Genomic DNA, 17,228 nt, shown 5'->3' with positions numbered 1-17,228 from the left:
GGTCAATGCCGGTGTGTACTGAACAGGTTAATCACCCGTCCAGTCAGGGAGTGACAGAGGATGACCGTGCTCACCCGTGTGCCCCTCGACCCGTTCGGTAAGGACATCGCCGCCGAGAGCGCCCGCCTGCGCGCGCTCGGGCCGATCGTGCCCGTCACGCTGCCGGGCGGCATCCCCGCCTGGGCGCCCACCGGCTACGACACCCTCAAGGCGCTGATCCTCGACCCCCGCGTCAGCAAGGACCCGCGCAAGCACTGGTCGCTCTTCCCGGAACTGGACCAGCACCCCGACTGGGGCTGGATCCTGGGGTGGGTCGGCGTGGTCAACATGCTCTCCACGTACGGTCCCGACCATGCCCGGCTGCGCAAGCTGGTCGCCCCCAGCTTCACCTCGCGGCGGACCGAGGCGATGCGGAGCCGGGTCGAGGAGATCACCGCCGAACTCCTCGACGGCCTCGCCGAAGCGGCCGCCTCAGGCGGGCCCGTCGACCTCAAGGCGGGCTACGCCCATCCGCTTCCGATGCGCCTCATCTGCGAACTCTTCGGAGTTCCGGACCACTTGACCGAGTCCACCGGCCGGTTGATCGCCGCCATCATGGACACCTCCGACCCCAGCCCCCGGCACGCCGCCTTCGTGCAGGAGCAGATCGCCACCGTGCTGCCCGCGCTCGTCGCGTACAAGAGGGAGCGGCCCGGCGACGACATGACCACCGAACTCATCAAGGTGCGCAACGACGACGGCGACCGGCTCAGCGAGCAAGAGCTGGTCCACACCCTGCTCCTGGTCATCGGTGCCGGGTTCGAGACCACGGTCAACCTCATCGGCAACGCGGTCGTGGCACTCCTCGGCCACCCGGATCAGCTCGCGGCCGTCCGCTCGGGCGAGAGGAGCTGGGAGGCCGTCGTGGACGAGACGCTGCGCGTCCACCCGTCGATCGCCAGCCTCCCGCTGCGGTTCGCGGTCACGGACATCACGGTCGACGGCGTCACCATCCCCGCGGGCGACGCCATCGTCACCACGTACGCGGCGGCGGGCCTCGACCCGGCGCACTACGGCGCCGAGGCGGACTCCTTCGATGTCGCGCGCGGTGCCGACGACCATCTGGCCTTCGGCATCGGAGTGCACCGCTGCATCGGCGCCCCGCTCGCCAGAATGGAGGCCCTCACCGCGCTCCCGGCGCTCTTCGACCGCTTCCCAGGGCTCGAACTGGCCGTCAAATGCGAGGAGTTGAGTCAGGTTCCGTCGTTCATCGCGTACGGGTGGCAGGAGATTCCGGCACGGCTCGGGGATTAGCCCGGCGCACCGCCCGGGATGGTGGGACAGGAACTCCCGGGGCCGGTCGGGCGCGAGTGCCCGGGGACACCCGGGTGTGAGGCAGTTGGTTCTCTGTGACAGGTTGCAACGCGAGTATCTAGATTGGCCGTTGACGCAGCGCCGCACCTCCAGAATTCCAGGAGAGACACCCGTGACCGAGAACCCCGCACCCGCCTCCACGCCCGAGCATGTGCGCGACCGCATCAACACCGCGCAGCCGCACACCGCCCGGATCTGGAACTACTGGCTCGGCGGCAAGGACAACTACCCGGTCGACCGCGAGGCAGGGGACCAGATCCGGTCGCTCCACCCGGGCATCGGCGACTACGCCCTCGCCGACCGGCTGTTCCTCGGGCGGGCCGTGCGCCATCTGGTGGCCGACCGGGGGGTGCGCCAGTTCCTCGACATCGGCACCGGGCTGCCCACCGCCGACAACACCCATGAGGTGGCCCAGCGGCTCGCGCCCGACGCCCGGGTCGTCTACGTCGACAACGACCCCCTCGTCCTCGCGCACGCACGGGCCCTGCTCACCAGCACCCCCGAAGGCCGCACGGACTACCTCGACGCCGATCTGCGCGACGCCGGCGCGATCCTGGAACACGCGGCGAAGACCCTGGACCTGAGCCGGCCCGTCGCGCTGATGCTGCTCGGCGTCGTCATCTTCATCCCGGACTACACCGAGGCACGCCGACTCGTGCGCGACCTGATGAAGGAGCTCCCGGCGGGCAGCCATCTCGTCCTGTCGCACACCATCACCAGCCCGGCCATGCCCGATGTGGACGCCGCCGTGGCGTTCTGGAACGAGCACGGCACGCCGAAGCTGACCCAGCGCACCCCGGAGCAAGTGGCCGGGTTCTTCGAGGGACTTGAGCTGCTGGAGCCCGGGGTCGTCTCGTGTTCGCGCTGGCGTCCGGAGGCGGGCGAGGGCGCACTGCCCGACGAGGTCGCGATGTACGGCGGCGTCGGCCTCAAGCGCTGACACACCGGCCCCCGGCTGCCGTGTCACCGGCGGGGCCGCCCCTGCGTGGGCGCCCCGCCGCCATGCAGGCTGCCCACGAGGGCGAACAGCGCCTCTTCGTTGCCCGCGAGGCCCGCCAGCGCGAGCGCCTCGTCCGCTTCGGCGATCACCCCCTCCAGGGCGAGCGGGGCCTGCGGCCGGTCCGCCGGTGAGTCGAGGGCGGCGCGCACGGTGTTCAGCAGCCGCAGATAGGCCTGGGCGGCGGAGCGTTCATGGGACGTCATCACAACGGTGGCGGTCATCGGCAGCCTTCCCTCGGTAGTACGGGCTCACCATCACGATGCCGTACGCCACTGACAATCGGCCGTCACGGCCCGCTGAGGCGCGGCCGGTCCCTGTCCTCGGAGTGCTCGGCGTTCACAGCTGTCTCAACTTTCTCGCGCGTTGTCAGCCCACCAATCGCAGTGCCGTGTCCGCGACGCCCACGCTCACCGACTGACCCCAGGTCAGGTCCAGCGCATCGCCCTCCATGCCGTCGCCGAACGCGACGAGGTGGTCGGACTCGACGGTGATCCGGAGCCGCTGCGGGCGCGACAACTCTCCTTCGACCAGCGAGGTGCCGGTCACGGGCGAGGGCCACGCCTCGCGGACGAACCACACCAGGCGGGGATCCGCGCGGGACGGCAGGGCAGGAGCGTGCTCGCGCTGAGACCACAGCGAACGCAGCCAGCCGGTCGCCCCCGTGCCCGTGCCGATCAGGACACCGGAGGAGGCCTGGGCCTCGGCGCCGTCCTGGGCTTCGGCGGCGATGCGGTAGCGGGCGGTCCGATGGCCCGGGGCGCCGAGGTAGATCTCGTTGAGCGCGAGCAGGCGCTGGGCGTCGTCGGTCACCGCCTCCACCATGGTGAGTTCCTCGACCGCGCAGCCCCGCGAGGCCGCCGCGGGCAGCAGCGCCGCCGCCGCGGACGGCCGGTGGCGCACCAGAACCCCGGGATTGCGCCCCGGCTCGGTGTCGATGCCGATCACCGGCTGCCCCGACAGGTATTTGGCGGCGTTGGCGACCAGACCGTCCTGTCCGACCACCACGACCACGTCCTCGGCGGCGAACAGGAAACGGTCGAGGTCCGCGCGCTCGACCCGGGCCTGCCGCCACTGCGAAGGCACCACCGCCGCCACCTCGGCGAGGGCGCGCTGCACCCGGTGATGGCGCTCGGCGACCTCGCGGATGCCGCGCCCCCGCGAGGAGAGGAAGAACTCCGCCTGGCCGCGCGTGCCGTGCCGGGTGAGCAACTCCTCGTACTCCGAGGTGCGATGGACGAGCACCGCTCGTGGGGCCGGGCTCACGGCCGCTCACTTCGGCCGAGCCGGGCGACGAGTGCGGTCAGTACGTCGGGGGACAGGGTGAGGCTGTCGATGCGGGGCAGGTTCTCGGCCAGCCGGGTCGCGGCCAGGGCGTGCAGCGTGGCTGGGTCCGCATCGCCGTGCACCCGCAGCCAGGCCGCCTGCGCACTCGCCCGCGCCTCTCCCGAAGCACGGGCCGCCTCCGCCTGGGCCTGCGCGAGCCGCACCGTGCGGGCGGCCTCCGCCTCGGTGCGCACCGCGTCCGCCGCCGCTTCCTCCTCCGCCTCCCGGCGGGTGTTGGTGCCGCGCTGCTCGACCAACTCCTCCTCGCGCCGGGCCAGTTCGATCCGGCTCGCGAGTTCGTTCTCGGCGATGGCCCGCTCGCGCTCCACGGCCACGGCCCGGCGCTCGTACGTCGCCCGGTCCGCCTCCTGCTGGATCTGCTCCCGCGCCGGCGTGCGCAGCGCCCGCTCCACCTCGGGCTCGGGGCGGATCGCGACGACCCGTACGGCCACCACCTCGATGCCGGTCGCGGGCAGCCGGGCCTCCGCCGCGAGACCGGCCGAGATCCGCTCCCGTACCGCGGCGACACCGTCCGCGAGCGCGGCCGACAGCGGGGTACGGGCGAGCACGTCGAGGGCGTGCTGCTGGGCCGTCTCGGTCAGCAGGGTCGACAGCTGCTCCAGGGGATCGCCGCGCCAGATGCCGGTGTCCGGGTCGATGGAGAAGTCGAGCCGGTCGGCGGCCCTGCCCGGCTCGCTGATCCGGTAGGTGACGGTCGCCTGCACGGTGACGTCCTGGAAGTCGCAGGTGCGGGCGTGGAAGGCCATGGCCAGTTCCCGGTCGCTGACCGGTACTTCGCAGAGCGCGGCGCTCAGCGGCCGGAACCAGAAGCTCAGCCCGGCGCCGTCGTGGGCGAGACGGCCGTTCTTGTGGTGCCGGACATGAGCGGTGGGCGCGGAGCGCAGATGGCGCCAGCCGAAGCGCCGGGAGATGTCGGCCATGACGGAACCCCTCTCTTTTCGTCTTGATGACGATATTGGGATTCCGCTTTATCGTCAAGATGACATGAATGGAGGAAGGGTGGCTCGTTCGATGCGAGTTGAGCGGGGGGAGCCCCGAGGCCGGAACGGCTGGATTCAAGCCATGCTTGCCGGATGGTCTGCAGAGAGTCAAGGGCTGGTCACGTGTGGTGATGGTGATGCCGGAGTGACGAGGCGGGAGGCTCAATATCAGCTGATATTGGGTTAATTCAGTCTGCCGTGGTCTACACATCAGAGGTCCGCTGGATGAGTGACGGGAGCAGGCATGCGGGACATCGATCGAAGGGGATTGCTGGGCGCGGGACTTGGGGCGGTCGCCGCGGCGGGGCTCGCGGGATGCGGCTCGGCGGGCGGTGAGGGCGCGGGCCGACCGGGCCTGCCGGGCCGCGGGGAGGGGGCGGCGAAGCCCGCACAGCAGCAGGCCAGGCTGATCGGTGACGGTTCGACGGCGGACACGGGCAAGCAGCCGAACCAGCCCGACAGGCCCGTCCCGCTCGAACCCGGCCAGACCCCGCCCCAGTTCGTGATCTTCTCCTGGGACGGCGCGGGCGAGGTCGGTACCGGCCTTTTCCCGCGCTTCCTCGAACTGGCCAGGAATCACGGGGCGGGCATGACGTTCTTCCTCTCCGGCCTGTATCTGCTCCCCGAGTCGAAGAAGAGCCTCTACCGGCCGCCGAACAACCCCGTGGGTGCCTCCGACATCGGCTACCTCACCGACCCGCACATCAAGGAGACGCTGAAGTACGTCCGCCAGGCCTGGGCCGACGGCCACGAGATCGGTACCCACTTCAACGGCCACTTCTGCGACGGCCCAGGCTCCGTCGCCAACTGGACCGCGTCCCAGTGGCGCAGCGAGGTCGAGCAGGCGGTCTCCTTCGTCACCGAATGGCGCACCAACACCGGCTGGAGGGACGCCGACCCGCTGCCTTTCGACTACGGCAAGGAACTCATCGGCGGCCGTACGCCGTGCCTGCTCGGCCAGGACAACCTGCTGCCCATCGCGAAGGAACTGGGCTGGCGCTACGACGCCTCCTCGCCCGGCGGCCGCCAGAGGTGGCCCGGCAAGCGCCAGGGAGTATGGGACCTTCCGCTGCAGGGCATCCCGTTCCCCGGGCACTCCTTCGAGGTCCTGTCGATGGACTACAACATCCTCGCCAACCAGTCGAAGAACAGCACCAAGGGCATGCCCTCGCGCTATCCCGGCTGGCGGGAACAGGCCACCACCTCCTACGTACAGGGCTTCAGGCGCGCGTACGAGACGAACCGCGCGCCCTTCTGCATCGGCAACCACTTCGAGGAGTGGAACGGCGGCATCTACATGGACGCCGCCGAAGAAGCCCTGAAGGGGATGGCGGGAAGGAAGGACGTACGCCTGGTGTCGTTCCGGCAGTTCGTGGACTGGCTCGATGTGCAGGACCCGAAGGTGCTGGACAGGCTGCGCAGCCTGGAGGTCGGGCAGGCGCCTCCGGGCGGCTGGAACGCCTTCTTCAAGGCGGCGTGAGCTGTGGGTGTCAAGGTGGCGCGAAGGGTGCGGAGTTGACGTCCGAACATCGGTGATCACTCGTTCGGGCGCCTGACGCGGCATTTTGCCCGAATCCGGCCTGACCGCCGCATCCTGCGGCGATGTATGCCGTCAAGTACAACACGCCGGATCCGGCGGGGCGGTCCGGGCGCCGCCGGGAGGCGGCCGCGCGGGCCGCGGGGTCTGCTGGAGGTGACGGCGCCGGCTCCGCGCGGCCGCGAACGCCGGCGGGGACACCTGCGGGGCCTTGAGTATTCGGATCTTCAGGCCTCGGATCTTCAGCACTCACAGCGGAAAGCGGCCCCGGTGCAGCCGGGGCGGAGGGAGCAGACCATGCGTGAACTGCGAGCGGAAGCGGTTCTCGACCGGGCGGGGGAGGAGGCCCGCGACGCCCTCCTGTGGCACGTCATGAGCGCTGACGACCCCACCACCCTGTGCGGACGCAGCCTCGGCCGGCACGAGGCGGCGACGCCGATGAAGTCGGACCTGACCAACGCCGACCGCTACTGCAAGGCCTGCATGGCCGCCTGTTGACCCCGGCGGCGTGAACGGGCGCCGCCCACAAGGAGGTCAGGACGGGACCCGGCCAACCACCTTGCCGGGCAAGGTGGTTGCAGGCCGTGGACCCGGGCAGGCCGGATCTCCGTCAGGCCAGCGGAGCGGGCGGTTCGGCCAGGGTCTCGGGGCCGGAGATGTGCGTACGTACGAGAGGAGCGGTGGCCAGGGCCGCGAGGCAGAGCCAGAGCGAGGCGAAAAGCCACCCGCCCAGCACGTCGCTCGCCCAGTGCACGCCGAGATAGATCCGGGACAGGCCGACGGCCGCCGCCCAGAGCAGCAGCAGGGCGACCGTGACGCGGGCGGCCGTGGCGCGGGACCGGGTCAGCACCGCCCAGGCGAGCAGTGCGGCGGTGAGCGCGCCCGTGGTGGCGTGCCCCGAGGGGAAGGAGTGGCCGGAAGCGGTGGTCGCCCAGTCGACGGCGGCCGGGCGCGGCCGGGCGACGAGCGCCATCAGGCCGTACCGCACAGCCTGGCCGAGGGCGAGCACCGCGAGGGCCCCGGCCACCGCGTACCAGCGCTGTCGGCGGCCGGATCCCGCTATCAGGCCCGCGACGACGGCCAGGACGTAGGGGAGGACCCCGGTGCCGGTCGCCGTGACGGCGCGGGCGGTGGCCACGGCGACCGGCGGGCGGTGGTCGAGGGGCCAGCGGTGCAGGGCCAGGTCGCCGGGCAGCGGCGCCCCGTGCCGCACGGCGACCAGTGCCGTGAGCAGCACGAGGAGGAGTAGCAGCACGCCGGCCGCCGTGCCCGTGCGCCGGGCCTTCGTCATCGAGTGGTCACCAGCGGCCGCAGCCGGGTGTCGCCGAGCCGTTCCGCGAGGGGCGCTGCGCGGCGGGCCGCGGGTGCCAGGACGGCGGCGATGGCCGCACCGACCAGCAGGCCGATCACCACGTCGTGCGGGTAGTGCGCCCCGATCCACACCCGCGAGGCGCCCATCAGGATCGCGGCGGGAACCGCGATCGCGCCCAGCTTGCGGTCGGTGAGGAGGATCGCGACGGCCGCGGCGGCGGCGATCGCCGCGTGGTTGCTGGGGAACGACCAGTCGCCGAGCGGCGGACAGGCCTCGACGGTCACCGTGTGCAGGGTCTGACAGGGGCGCTGCTCGTGGACGGCCATCTTGAAGAGGTCGTTGATGACATAGGCCGCGACCACGATGAGCGGAGCGGTCAGCGCCATGGCGGTGCGGGCACTGCCGAGCGGGCGGGCCCGCCACCAGGAGGCGACCATCAGTACCGCGAACAGCGCGAGCCCGTAGTCCGACCAGACCGAGATCAGCGTGTCCAGCGGCCCCGGCGCGCGGTGCGCCAGGTCGGTGATCCAGGTGTACAGCCCGTCGTCGAAGTGCATCAGCGGGCGTCCTCGGAGGCCGTACGGGCGCGGCGGGCGCGCAGGACTTCCAGCGCGACCGGAATGAGAGAGACCGCCACGACCAGCGCGACGAGCGGCAGCAGATAGTGGTCGATGTTCGGCACGGACGAGCCGAGCGCGTAGCCGCCGAGGACCAGCGCGCAGGCCCACACCAGGCCGCCGACGATCTGCCAGAGGGCGAACACCCGGGCCGGTACGCCGAGGGCGCCCGCGAGCGGGTTGAGCACCGTACGGACGATCGGCACGAAGCGGGCCAGCACGATCGCCTTCGCGTGGCCGTACTTGCCGAGCAGCTCCTCGGCGCGGGCCGCGCCCTCGTGCAGCTTGCGGGACTTGCTGCGGGCGAGCAGGGTGCGGCCGCCGCGGCGGCCGATCCAGTAGCCGGCCTGGGCGCCGACGAGGGCGCCGGCCACCGAGGCGATCAGGACCTGCGGCAGCGAGAGCTGCACCGGCCCGTTGCCGCCGGGCACGCACAGCAGGCCCGCGGTGAAGAGCAGCGAGTCGCCCGGCAGGAAGAAGCCGACGAGCAGACCGGTCTCGGCGAAGAGCACCACGGCGATGCCGAGCGCGCCGAACGTGGCCAGCAGCGACCCGGCGTCGAGAACGTTCACGGCCTGCGGAGCCGCGGCTGCGAACAGGGGTGCGACAGCCATGTCAGTGGGCCCTCCCATAATGGTGGTCGGGCCGTTCGTCCTGCGGATGCGCGCGGCCCTGATGACTACAGTGATGTAGACGGTCTACAGCACTGTAGACGAACGAAGCGGGAGGAGCGTTCCATGACCGCCATGGGAGAGGCCGAGCACGCGGACGCACGACGGCCGGCGGGCGGGCTGGAGGGCGGTGTCCTGGCCGCGCTGTGGGCCGCCGACGCGCCGCTCACCCCCGGCGAGGTCCAGTCCGAGCTCGGCGGCCATCTGGCCCGCACCACGGTGACGACGATCCTCACCCGGCTGTACGAGAAGGGCGCGGTCACCCGCCAGCGCGCCGGGCGGGGCTACGCGTACACGCCCACCGAGGACGCGCCGGGGCTCACCGCCCGCCGCATGCACACCGAGCTGGCGAAGGAGGAGGACCGCTCCACGGTGCTGGCCCGGTTCGTCTCCCAGCTCAGTGACGAGGACGAGCGGCTGCTGCGCTCCCTCCTGGAGGACTCCGGAGGCGACGGGCGATGATCTTCTCCGTCTGGATCCCGCTCCTCGTGCCGTTCCTCGCCGTGCCCGCGGCGCGCCGGCTCGCCGAGGCGTTGCCACCCCGGCCGGCCGCCTGGCTGCTCGCCGTCGCGGCCACCGGCCTCGCCGCCTGCTCGACCGCGGCCCTGGGCCTGCTCGCGCTGGCCGGGGCGCTGCGGCTGCCCTTCTTCGCCTCGCTGGAGCACCTGGTGGCCCCGATGGACGCGCTCCCGGCCTGGCTCGCCTTCCCGGCCGCGGCCGCCGCGGCCGGGCTGTTCGCCGTGTCGGGGACCGCGCTGGTCCGCACCGCCCGCCGTCAGTTGGGCGAACTGCGCGCCGCCCGGCGCCGGTTGAGGCCCGGCACCGGCGAGCTCGCCGTACTGCGCGACCCGAGCCCCGACGCGTACGCGCTGCCCGGCAGGCCGGGCCGGATCGTCGTCACCACCGGAATGCTGCGCGCCCTCGAACCCGCCGAGCGGGAAGCCCTGTTCGCCCACGAGCGGGCCCACCTCGCCGGCCGCCACCACCTGTTCTTGGCCGCCGCCGAACTCGCCGCGCACTGCCACCCCGCGCTGCGTGCGCTGCGCGACCCTCTCGCGTACGCCCTGGAGCGGTCCGCCGACGAGTACGCGGCCGGAGCCGTGGGCGACCGCAAGCTCGCCGCGCGCGCCATCGGCCGTGCCGCCCTCGCCTCCCGCGCCGCCGCCCCGGGCCCGGCCCGCCCGCGCGCGGTGCTGGCCGCGGCGGCCGGACCGGTGCCGCGCAGGGTCGCAGCACTCCTCGACCGCCGCCCCGCGGCGCGGCTGCCCCGCTCGCGCGGCGCCCGGCTGATAGCGGCCGTCGTGCTGAGCTGCCTGTGCGTCTCGGCCGCCTCGGCGATCGAGGCCGCCGCCGATCTGCACGGCGGCATCGAGACCGCCCAGGGCGAGAGCGGCCGCTGACGGGTGCCCGGCGGATAGTGGCGGGGGCCGCGCCGGGCGGGCGCGGGCTCGTGACCCGTACGGCCCAGCAACACTGAGGGTCGGCGCCGTGCGCCCCGGAGAGTGGGTCCCGAGCCCATCGCCGCACGCTCCGGGAGACGCCATGACCTGCCTCAGCCGACGTGACCTCGGGCTGCTCGTCCTGCGGGCCGGCACCGGCGCGGTACTGATGGCGCACGGTGCCCAGAAACTGTTCGGCTGCTTCGGCGGCGGCGGGCTCGAAAGCACCTCCGCCGCCATGGAACACATGGGCTTCCGCCCCGGCAAGCAGAGCGCGATCGCGGCCGGGCTCGGCGAGATGGGCGGCGGCGCCCTGCTGGCCGTGGGCCTCGCCACCCCGGCCGCCGGAGCCGCGGCGGCCGGCGCCATGGCGGGTGCGGTCGCCGTGCACGCACCGGCCGGATTCTTCAGCCAGGGCGGCGGCTTCGAATACCCGGCGTTCCTCGGCTTCACCGCCGCCGCGATCGGCCTCACCGGCGCGGGCCGCTACTCCCTCGACCACGCCACGGACCACGTGGTCGACCAGCCCTGGACCGTCGCCATGGCCTTCCTCGGCAGCGCCGTGGCGGCCGCGGCGGTGGTCGGCCGACGAGCCAGGGAACAGGCCCAGGCCCAGGTGGAGACCTTCGACTGAGGCGGCCGCCGGGCCTGGCTGCCTGCGCTCCGGACGCCCGGCATCCAACCCCGGCTCACCACCACGTCAGTCGGGCACCAGACCGGACCGTGCCGCCGCGACCCCGGCCTGGAATCGGCTCTCGGCGCTGAGCTGCTGCAATGATGTCGGCGATGTGCCGGCGAGCGGTGCGCAGGGACAGCCCCAGGCGTCGGGCGACGGTCTCGTCCTTGAGGCCGGCGGCGAGGAGCTCCACGATGGTGCGGTCGAGTTCCTGGGCGACCCGTTCGAGCCCCTCGTCGGTGGCGGCCGTGAACGGCCGGCCGTGGGCCCAAGCCTGTTCTAAGATCTCGCAGAGGCAGGCGACGAGCCATTCCTGACGGATCGCCACCGCGCCCCAGGAGAAGTCGCTGGCGGGGATGAAGGCCGGTTCGCGGTCGAAGACGATGAGACGGCCGAAGAGTTCGTGGCACGTTCGATACTGTCCGCCCAGGCGCGAAGTCGCCTCGACGTACGCCTGACTCGGGGTGTTGAAGCGCGCGGTGTGGTGGTAGAGCGTGCGCATGCTGACGCCGCGGCTGAGCAACTGCTTGTCGCGGCCCAGGGCCTCCTGCATGGCCTCGGGTACGCGGCTGCCACCGGGCTGGCCGGCCGGCACCTCGCTGCGGCACTTGTCCGCGGCCTGGTTGAGGGCTTCCCGTACCTCGTCGCGGTGGATCCGGGCCGTGGCCGGTGCGGTGAGTTCGGAGATCGCGGTCCTGGGAACGACCGCGTAGCCCACCCCGGCTTCCGAGGCCAAGGGGACGACCAGGCGTAACTCGGCCAGTCGTGCCACGCAGGCCGCGGCGGCTCGCGAGGTGATGTACGTCCTTGAGGGACCGATGTGGGATCCCGCGGAATCGATGGCCTGCGCGATCCTGGTTCAGTCGCGACCGCCTGCGTGCGCCGGCAGAGCGAGCGGTTGAGTCAGGCGGTGCGGCGGGTGGAGTCGACCGGACGGGGACGCCTCGTCACGGCGTGTGTCACGAAGCGAGTTTCGCGGCGATGAGCTTCCTGGCGCTCTCCGGCTCGTCGTTCATCTTGAGTCCCTCCCAGTCGAGCCCGAGAGCCGCGACGGTCTTGCGTGCTTCCTCCGTACGGACGGAGTCCGCGTCCTGCCCGCCCTTGGCCATGGTGTAGAGCGCGGAGGCGTATTCCTCGCGCTTGCCCGGTCCCGCCTTCTTCCAGAAGGCGAGGGTCTTGCCGAACCGTTCGAGAAGGGGACGAGTGGGGTTGCCGTCGGCGTCGGGCTCGGCCGTCTGCTCCCAGCGCTTGGCGAAGTACTTCCACAACTTGTACGCGGCGAGGCCCAGGCCCGCCGCGGAGGCCGTGCCGGCGAGTGCCCAGCCGACCGGAGTCGCCAGGAGGGCGCTCGCACCGGCGGCCGCTCCCGCCGCGACGGCGATCGAGGCGACGAGGGCCGCGACGGCACCAGCCGACCCCAGGGCCCCGCCCGCGGCCGCGATGATCTTCTTGATCCGGCCGCGCTCGTTCTTCCGTACCGCGTACGCCTGGATCATGCGCAGTGAGATCTCCTTGGGTGCGCCCGCCCGATGCTGTCTGACCTCCGCGGCAGCCTCACCGAGCGCCCGGTCCATGGCGTCCCGGGCGTCCTCGCGCTCCTTCTGCTTCGCCAAGGCCTCCAGGAGACCGAGGTCGGCTTCCTGGAGCTTCCGCTCCAGTCCATGGACCTCCATCTTCACCTGCGTCAGGATGTCCAGGTCCGTTCCCAGGGGCCGGTCCAAGGGGGAGCGGCCGATCTCCTGAAGATGGTCCTGGTACCTATCACTCTTGATCTTGAACAGCTCCTCCACCGCGTTCACCAGCTCGCGGCAGGCCTCGACTTCCTGGTCCGCGGCCGCCAGCGCCTTCTTCGGCTCCGCCGCCTCCGAGGCCATGAGCGCGCGCAGGGCCACCACCCGGGCCTGCGCCTTCGCGGCCTTACGGGCGTACCGTCCGGTCTGCACCAGTGAAGCGGGCAGCGCCGCCGCTCCGCCGGCCGAGAGGACCGCGTTGTACACCGCGGGGCTCTGTCCGGCGAAGTTCATCGCTCCACCGGCCCCGTTGAGCATGTTGCCCACCAGGCCGGAGGCGCTCTGGCCGACGTCCGCGCGAGCGCTGCCGAGACCGCGGACGGCCTCCCGGTGCGGCGCGCTGCCCGCCTCGTGCGCGTCCTTGCCGCGCCGGCCGTCCCGCATCGCCCCGATGCCGGTGACGAGCCCGGCGCCCGCCGCGATGCCCGAGCCGAAGGGACCGGCCATGCCTCCGGCGTACGAGGCGGGCGTGCTGAAGGTGGGGTCGATGAACTGATCCCCGACGGTCATGGCGGTCGTCGTGCCGACGCCCTGAGCGGTCGCGTCGAGCGTGTCCTTGACCCGGCCCGTCGTGACCTCGGCGTCCTCGGCCTCCCGTTGCACGCTGACGGACGCCGACCGGAGCGCCGCCGCGACGGCGGCGTTCCCCGCGGTCCGCTGCAGCGCCAGCACCTCGGACCGCGACATGCCGGCGCCGCCCGGACGGGCAGCCGGTCCGGCCGGCCGGACCGGAGCAGGCGCCTTCGCGACCCGCTGCGACAACTCGCCCCGAGCGTCCCGTCCGTGCACGCTGCCCTCCCGACCAAGTCCCGCACACCTCACGAACCAACGCTTGGATCCTTCACCCCGCGTTCCACCAGGCGCAAGATCGAAAGCATGGGAGGAGGATCAAGGATCTGCTAACGCTCCGCGGACCCTCCGCCCGGGGCACGGACGGATTTCTGCACCATGTGCGCGCCGCCTTGGCGCGTCCTTGACGGCCTGCGCCGCGGTCGGCCCGGCACACTGTGCCGGGACAGCATCCGCCCTCTGCCCCGCGAGGTTGCCATGGCGTACGGACTGGCCCGGCGCGAGCTGCGGCCCAGGGTTCCGCTGCGACACGGGGAGGGCGACAAGTACCGCCTCACCAGTATCGAGGGGCTCGCCGCGCTGTCCCTCGACGCGCTGAGCTCGGTCGCCTACGGACCGGAGGCGATCGTTCTGGTCCTGGTCGCCGCCGGGACCGGGGCGCTGACCGCCACGCTGCCGGTGACCCTCGTCATCGCCGCGCTACTGGCGGTCCTCGTCGTCTCGTACGGGCAGGTGATCGCCGTGCACCCGGACGGCGGGGGTGCCTATGCGGTGGCCAAGAAGGACCTCGGGCCCAGGACGAGCCTGCTCGCGGCCGCCAGTCTCGTCGTCGACTACGTCCTCACCGTGACCGTGAGCCTGGCCGCCGGTGCGGCGAGCCTCGCCTCGGCGTTCCCCGCCCTGGGGCAGCACCTGCTCGCCGTCTGCCTCATCGGGCTCGCCCTCCTCACGGCCGTGAACCTGCGCGGAGTGGCCGAGAGCGCCCGGGTGCTCATGCTGCCCACCGTCCTGTTCATCGTGAGCATCCTCGGCATCATCGTCCTCGGTCTGCTGCGCTCGCACCCCGCAGCCGTCGTCGGCAGCGCCCAACCCGTGCATGCCACCGAGGCGTTGGGGGTGCTGCTGCTCCTGAAGGCGTTCTCCTCCGGCTGTTCCGCACTGACCGGCGTGGAGGCCATCGCCAACGGAGTGCCCGCCTTCCGTACGCCGCGGGTCAAACGCGCACAGCGCACCGAACTCATGCTGGGAGCGCTTCTCGGGCTGATGCTGATCGGTCTCGCGGTGCTGATCCGCCGCGACCATGTGGCCCCCCGCGGTGGCGTGACCGTCCTCGCCCAGCTGACCGCGGGCTCGTACGGAACGGGCTGGCTGTACTACGCGACCAACCTCATCGTCACGCTCGCCCTCGCCTTCGCCGCCAACACCAGCTTCGGCGGGCTGCCCGTCCTGATGAGCCTGCTGGCCCGCGACCACCGGCTGCCCCACCTCTTCGGGCTGCGCGCGGAGCGGCCCGTCTACCGCTGGGGAGTGGTGGCCCTCGCCCTGCTCGCGGCGCTGCTCCTGATCGCCGTGAACGCCGATACGCACCGGATGATCCCGCTGTTCGCGATCGGCGTCTTCATCGGATTCACGATCAGCCAGATCGGGCTCGTGCGGCACTGGGCAGGTCAGCGGCCGCCCGGCTGGCTGCCGCGCGCACTGCTCAACGGTGTCGGCGCGGTACTCACCACGGTCGCGGCGATCGTCCTGCTGGCCACCAAGTTCCTCGAAGGCGCCTGGGTGGTGGTCGCCACCGTGCCGTTGCTCATGCTGCTCTTCGCCCGAATTCAGCGCTACTACACGGCAGTTGGGGTAGAACTCGGACTCGGCGAGATCCCGCCGCCGCCCGTGCGGCACACCGATTCCCTGGTCATCGTGCCGGTCGGCGAGGTCAGCAAGCTCACCCAGTACGCGCTGACGGCCGCCGGCACCCTCGGCCGCGAGGTCGTCGCGGTCGCCGTGCACAGTGATCCCGACAAGGTCCGTGCGCTGCGGGAGAGTTGGGCCCGCTGGAACCCGGGTGTCCGGCTGGAGGTCATCGACAGTCCGCACCGCTCCCTGGTGCAGCCCATCGTCGACTACGTCCTGGAAGCGGCGGAAGGAGGACGGCAGATCGCCGTTCTCATCCCCGAGGTGGAGCCGCGCCACCGCCGCTATCAGATCCTGCAGAACCAGCGCGGCATCCTGCTGGCCACGGCGCTGAGAGTGCGAACGGATGTCGTCGTCTGCATCGTGCCGTACCGGCTGAGCCTGTAACGGGCCGCAGGCCCGGCCGGCGGCGCGTCACGACGAGCACGGCCCGCACCGCTCACTCGGCCAACTCGCGGGCGTCAAGGGGCATTCGCCAGGTGATCCGGCGCTGGAGGGCATCGATCTCGTCCTGCAAGGGAGAGGGGGGCACCGCCAGTACGGGGCACGTGGCGTGCGCGAGGCAGTAGCGGGCGACCGACGGCCGCAGGGCACGACGCAGCCGCCCCCGGGGCCCGGCCCCGACCACCAGCAGGTCGCCGGGGCGGCAGGCCGCTTCCAGCAGGGCGGCGCCCGGGGTACCCAGAACGACCAGGCCCGCCATCGGCACCCCGGGCCCGGTGCTGCCGAAAGCGGTGTCCAAGGCTTGGAGCAGCCGCTCGCCCGCAAGCCGACGGCATTGGGCAAGGAGTTCCGGGCAGCCCGCGTTGCGCTGCCCCATCTCACCGCCGGGCGGTTCCCAGGCCAGCACGGCCCACAGTTCAGCTCCGGTACGCCGGGCTTCGGCCGCCGCGCGGTGAAGCGCGGTGAGGCTCCCCAGCGATCCGCTGACTCCGGCCACAACACGCGGGCCGTCGGCTCCGTCCATCCGTCCCCGCTCCTCGCCGTACAACAGGTGCCGGCACCCATGAAAACGCCGAAGAGTGCGGAATCCTCACCGTGTTGGCACTTCCCTGACGCGTGGTGAGGACTCCATGACGCTCCCCTGACGCGCTGCACAGCAGCACTCCGCCGGCTGCCGCGGACGTGCAGCCGGGGCCGGGTGACGACGGCCTGGTCGTCGGGCACGGCGGCGTCACCTTCCACTACACCGTCAGCCCGCCCCTGCCCGAGGTGGTGGCCGGGGCCTCCCGCGGGCGTCCGCGACATCACCGTCGACCTCGTCCTCAGCGAGCCCCGACCGAGGAGCCCCATCACCGCTTCACCGTGCGGATCGCCTGGACCCCGCGGATTGCTCGGACGGACGCCGGTCCGCCGAGCCGGAACGGATTCCCGTGGATCACCTGGGGGCGACGGAAGGCGGTTGCGTAGGCTGGTCGGCGAACGGTCGGCGTCAGTCCTTGGCACCTGGGGAGATCTGGCCGCCGATGCGACTCGTTGTAAAGTAAGGAAACCGCACTTGACCTGCGCGAAAGCAGGCAGGGAGCATAGATCCGGGAGTGCCTCGATGCTGCGCACCATGTTCAAGTCCAAGATCCACCGCGCCACCGTGACCCAGGCCGACCTCCACTACGTGGGCTCGGTCACCGTCGACGCCGAGCTGATGGAGGCGGCCGACCTGCTCCCCGGTGAGCTGGTGCACATCGTCGACATCGACAACGGCAACCGCCTGGAGACGTACGTCATCGAAGGCGAGCGGGGCTCCGGCGTCATCGGCATCAACGGAGCCGCCGCCCACCTCGTGCACCCCGGCGACCTGGTGATCCTCATCAGCTACGCCCAGGTCGACGATGCCGAGGCCCGTACGCTGCGGCCCAGCGTGGTGCACGTGGACGCCGACAACCGGATCGTGGAGCTCGGTACCGACGCCTCGGCGCCGGTACCCGGCAGCGACCAGCAGCGCAGCCCGCACGCCCGGATTCCCGCCCCGCAGAGCTGAGAGGCTGTGGCCGAACCCGCACGCCGCCCGCGGTCGGAGCTTGGGCACAGGCT

General features: G+C 72.1%; 18 protein-coding genes. 9 read left to right on the top strand and 9 right to left on the bottom strand.

Going from position 1 to position 17,228, the window contains the following annotated elements; all coding sequences use genetic code 11:
• The first annotated feature begins 60 nt into the window (after positions 1 to 60).
• Positions 61 to 1,293, top strand: a complete 1,233-nt coding sequence (locus tag ACIQ8J_RS21620) for a cytochrome P450 (protein WP_403275529.1) — start codon at positions 61 to 63, stop codon at positions 1,291 to 1,293.
• Between the two features lie 172 nt (positions 1,294 to 1,465).
• Positions 1,466 to 2,293, top strand: a complete 828-nt coding sequence (locus ACIQ8J_RS21615; RefSeq protein WP_403275528.1) for an SAM-dependent methyltransferase — start codon at positions 1,466 to 1,468, stop codon at positions 2,291 to 2,293.
• 23 nt (positions 2,294 to 2,316) lie between these two features.
• On the opposite strand, the gene ACIQ8J_RS21610 is transcribed toward ACIQ8J_RS21615, so the two are convergent.
• The 3 genes from ACIQ8J_RS21610 to ACIQ8J_RS21600 form a co-directional block, all read right to left on the bottom strand.
• Positions 2,317 to 2,574, bottom strand: a complete 258-nt coding sequence (locus ACIQ8J_RS21610; RefSeq protein ID WP_403275527.1) for a hypothetical protein — start codon at positions 2,572 to 2,574, stop codon at positions 2,317 to 2,319.
• A gap of 145 nt (positions 2,575 to 2,719) precedes the next feature.
• Positions 2,720 to 3,616 carry a hypothetical protein gene (locus ACIQ8J_RS21605; protein ID WP_403275526.1) on the bottom strand — a complete coding sequence of 299 codons (897 nt, stop codon included), beginning with the start codon at positions 3,614 to 3,616 and terminating at the stop codon, positions 2,720 to 2,722.
• Positions 3,613 to 4,617 (bottom strand): SPFH domain-containing protein, encoded by a 1,005-nt coding sequence (locus tag ACIQ8J_RS21600; RefSeq protein WP_403275525.1) that lies wholly within the window; start codon positions 4,615 to 4,617, stop codon positions 3,613 to 3,615. Before ACIQ8J_RS21600 ends, ACIQ8J_RS21605 begins: the two co-directional genes overlap by 4 nt.
• A 304-nt stretch (positions 4,618 to 4,921) precedes the next feature.
• On the opposite strand from ACIQ8J_RS21600, the gene ACIQ8J_RS21595 reads away from it, so the two are divergent.
• Both ACIQ8J_RS21595 and ACIQ8J_RS21590 read left to right on the top strand, forming a co-directional pair.
• Positions 4,922 to 6,157: a hypothetical protein gene (locus ACIQ8J_RS21595; protein ID WP_403275524.1), complete on the top strand. Its 1,236-nt coding sequence runs from the start codon at positions 4,922 to 4,924 to the stop codon at positions 6,155 to 6,157.
• Between the two features lie 354 nt (positions 6,158 to 6,511).
• Positions 6,512 to 6,712, top strand: a complete 201-nt coding sequence (locus ACIQ8J_RS21590; RefSeq protein ID WP_403275522.1) for a hypothetical protein — start codon at positions 6,512 to 6,514, stop codon at positions 6,710 to 6,712.
• Positions 6,713 to 6,824: 112 nt separating this feature from the next.
• On the opposite strand, the gene ACIQ8J_RS21585 is transcribed toward ACIQ8J_RS21590, so the two are convergent.
• The 3 genes from ACIQ8J_RS21585 to ACIQ8J_RS21575 are packed head-to-tail and all read right to left on the bottom strand — an operon-like array spanning position 6,825 to position 8,757.
• The gene (locus tag ACIQ8J_RS21585) at positions 6,825 to 7,505 is read right to left on the bottom strand and encodes a phosphatase PAP2 family protein (RefSeq protein WP_403275520.1); all 681 of its coding nucleotides are present in this window, start codon (positions 7,503 to 7,505) and stop codon (positions 6,825 to 6,827) included.
• Complete coding sequence (locus ACIQ8J_RS21580) at positions 7,502 to 8,083, bottom strand: phosphatase PAP2 family protein (protein WP_403275519.1); 582 nt, start codon at positions 8,081 to 8,083, stop codon at positions 7,502 to 7,504. The genes ACIQ8J_RS21585 and ACIQ8J_RS21580 overlap by 4 nt, the downstream gene beginning before the upstream one ends.
• Positions 8,083 to 8,757, bottom strand: a complete 675-nt coding sequence (locus ACIQ8J_RS21575; protein ID WP_403275518.1) for a DedA family protein — start codon at positions 8,755 to 8,757, stop codon at positions 8,083 to 8,085. Before ACIQ8J_RS21575 ends, ACIQ8J_RS21580 begins: the two co-directional genes overlap by 1 nt.
• Before the next feature lie 123 nt (positions 8,758 to 8,880).
• On the opposite strand from ACIQ8J_RS21575, the gene ACIQ8J_RS21570 reads away from it, so the two are divergent.
• The 3 genes from ACIQ8J_RS21570 to ACIQ8J_RS21560 all read left to right on the top strand — a co-directional run bounded on the left by ACIQ8J_RS21570 (position 8,881) and on the right by ACIQ8J_RS21560 (position 10,887).
• Complete coding sequence (locus ACIQ8J_RS21570) at positions 8,881 to 9,276, top strand: BlaI/MecI/CopY family transcriptional regulator (RefSeq protein ID WP_403275516.1); 396 nt, start codon at positions 8,881 to 8,883, stop codon at positions 9,274 to 9,276.
• On the top strand, positions 9,273 to 10,214 hold the full coding sequence (locus tag ACIQ8J_RS21565) for a M56 family metallopeptidase (RefSeq protein WP_403275515.1): 942 nt from the start codon (positions 9,273 to 9,275) through the stop codon (positions 10,212 to 10,214). The genes ACIQ8J_RS21570 and ACIQ8J_RS21565 overlap by 4 nt, the downstream gene beginning before the upstream one ends.
• 142 nt (positions 10,215 to 10,356) lie before the next feature.
• Complete coding sequence (locus tag ACIQ8J_RS21560) at positions 10,357 to 10,887, top strand: DoxX family protein (protein WP_403275514.1); 531 nt, start codon at positions 10,357 to 10,359, stop codon at positions 10,885 to 10,887.
• 55 nt (positions 10,888 to 10,942) lie between these two features.
• Here ACIQ8J_RS21560 and ACIQ8J_RS21555 read toward each other — a convergent pair whose 3' ends face one another.
• Positions 10,943 to 11,701 (bottom strand): LuxR family transcriptional regulator, encoded by a 759-nt coding sequence (locus tag ACIQ8J_RS21555; protein WP_403275513.1) that lies wholly within the window; start codon positions 11,699 to 11,701, stop codon positions 10,943 to 10,945.
• A gap of 187 nt (positions 11,702 to 11,888) precedes the next feature.
• Entirely contained in the window at positions 11,889 to 13,406 is a 1,518-nt protein-coding gene (locus ACIQ8J_RS21550) for a hypothetical protein (RefSeq protein ID WP_403607915.1), read from the bottom strand.
• Positions 13,407 to 13,766: 360 nt separating this feature from the next.
• Here ACIQ8J_RS21550 and ACIQ8J_RS21545 point away from each other — a divergent pair, with 360 nt between their 5' ends.
• A complete protein-coding gene (locus ACIQ8J_RS21545) occupies positions 13,767 to 15,584 on the top strand; it encodes an APC family permease (protein ID WP_403275510.1) in 1,818 nt (605 codons plus the stop codon).
• 52 nt (positions 15,585 to 15,636) lie between these two features.
• On the opposite strand, the gene ACIQ8J_RS21540 is transcribed toward ACIQ8J_RS21545, so the two are convergent.
• On the bottom strand, positions 15,637 to 16,164 hold the full coding sequence (locus ACIQ8J_RS21540; protein ID WP_403275507.1) for a universal stress protein: 528 nt from the start codon (positions 16,162 to 16,164) through the stop codon (positions 15,637 to 15,639).
• Between the two features lie 579 nt (positions 16,165 to 16,743).
• Between ACIQ8J_RS21540 and panD the strand changes: the two genes are divergently transcribed.
• Positions 16,744 to 17,175 (top strand): aspartate 1-decarboxylase, encoded by a 432-nt coding sequence (gene panD / locus ACIQ8J_RS21535; RefSeq protein ID WP_403275506.1) that lies wholly within the window; start codon positions 16,744 to 16,746, stop codon positions 17,173 to 17,175.
• Positions 17,176 to 17,228: the final 53 nt, after the last annotated feature.

The sequence above is a fragment of the Streptomyces sp. NPDC094147 genome, assembly GCF_044764265.1.
Lineage (GTDB): Bacteria > Actinomycetota > Actinomycetes > Streptomycetales > Streptomycetaceae > Streptomyces.
This window is presented reverse-complemented; position numbering and strand designations above follow the sequence as displayed.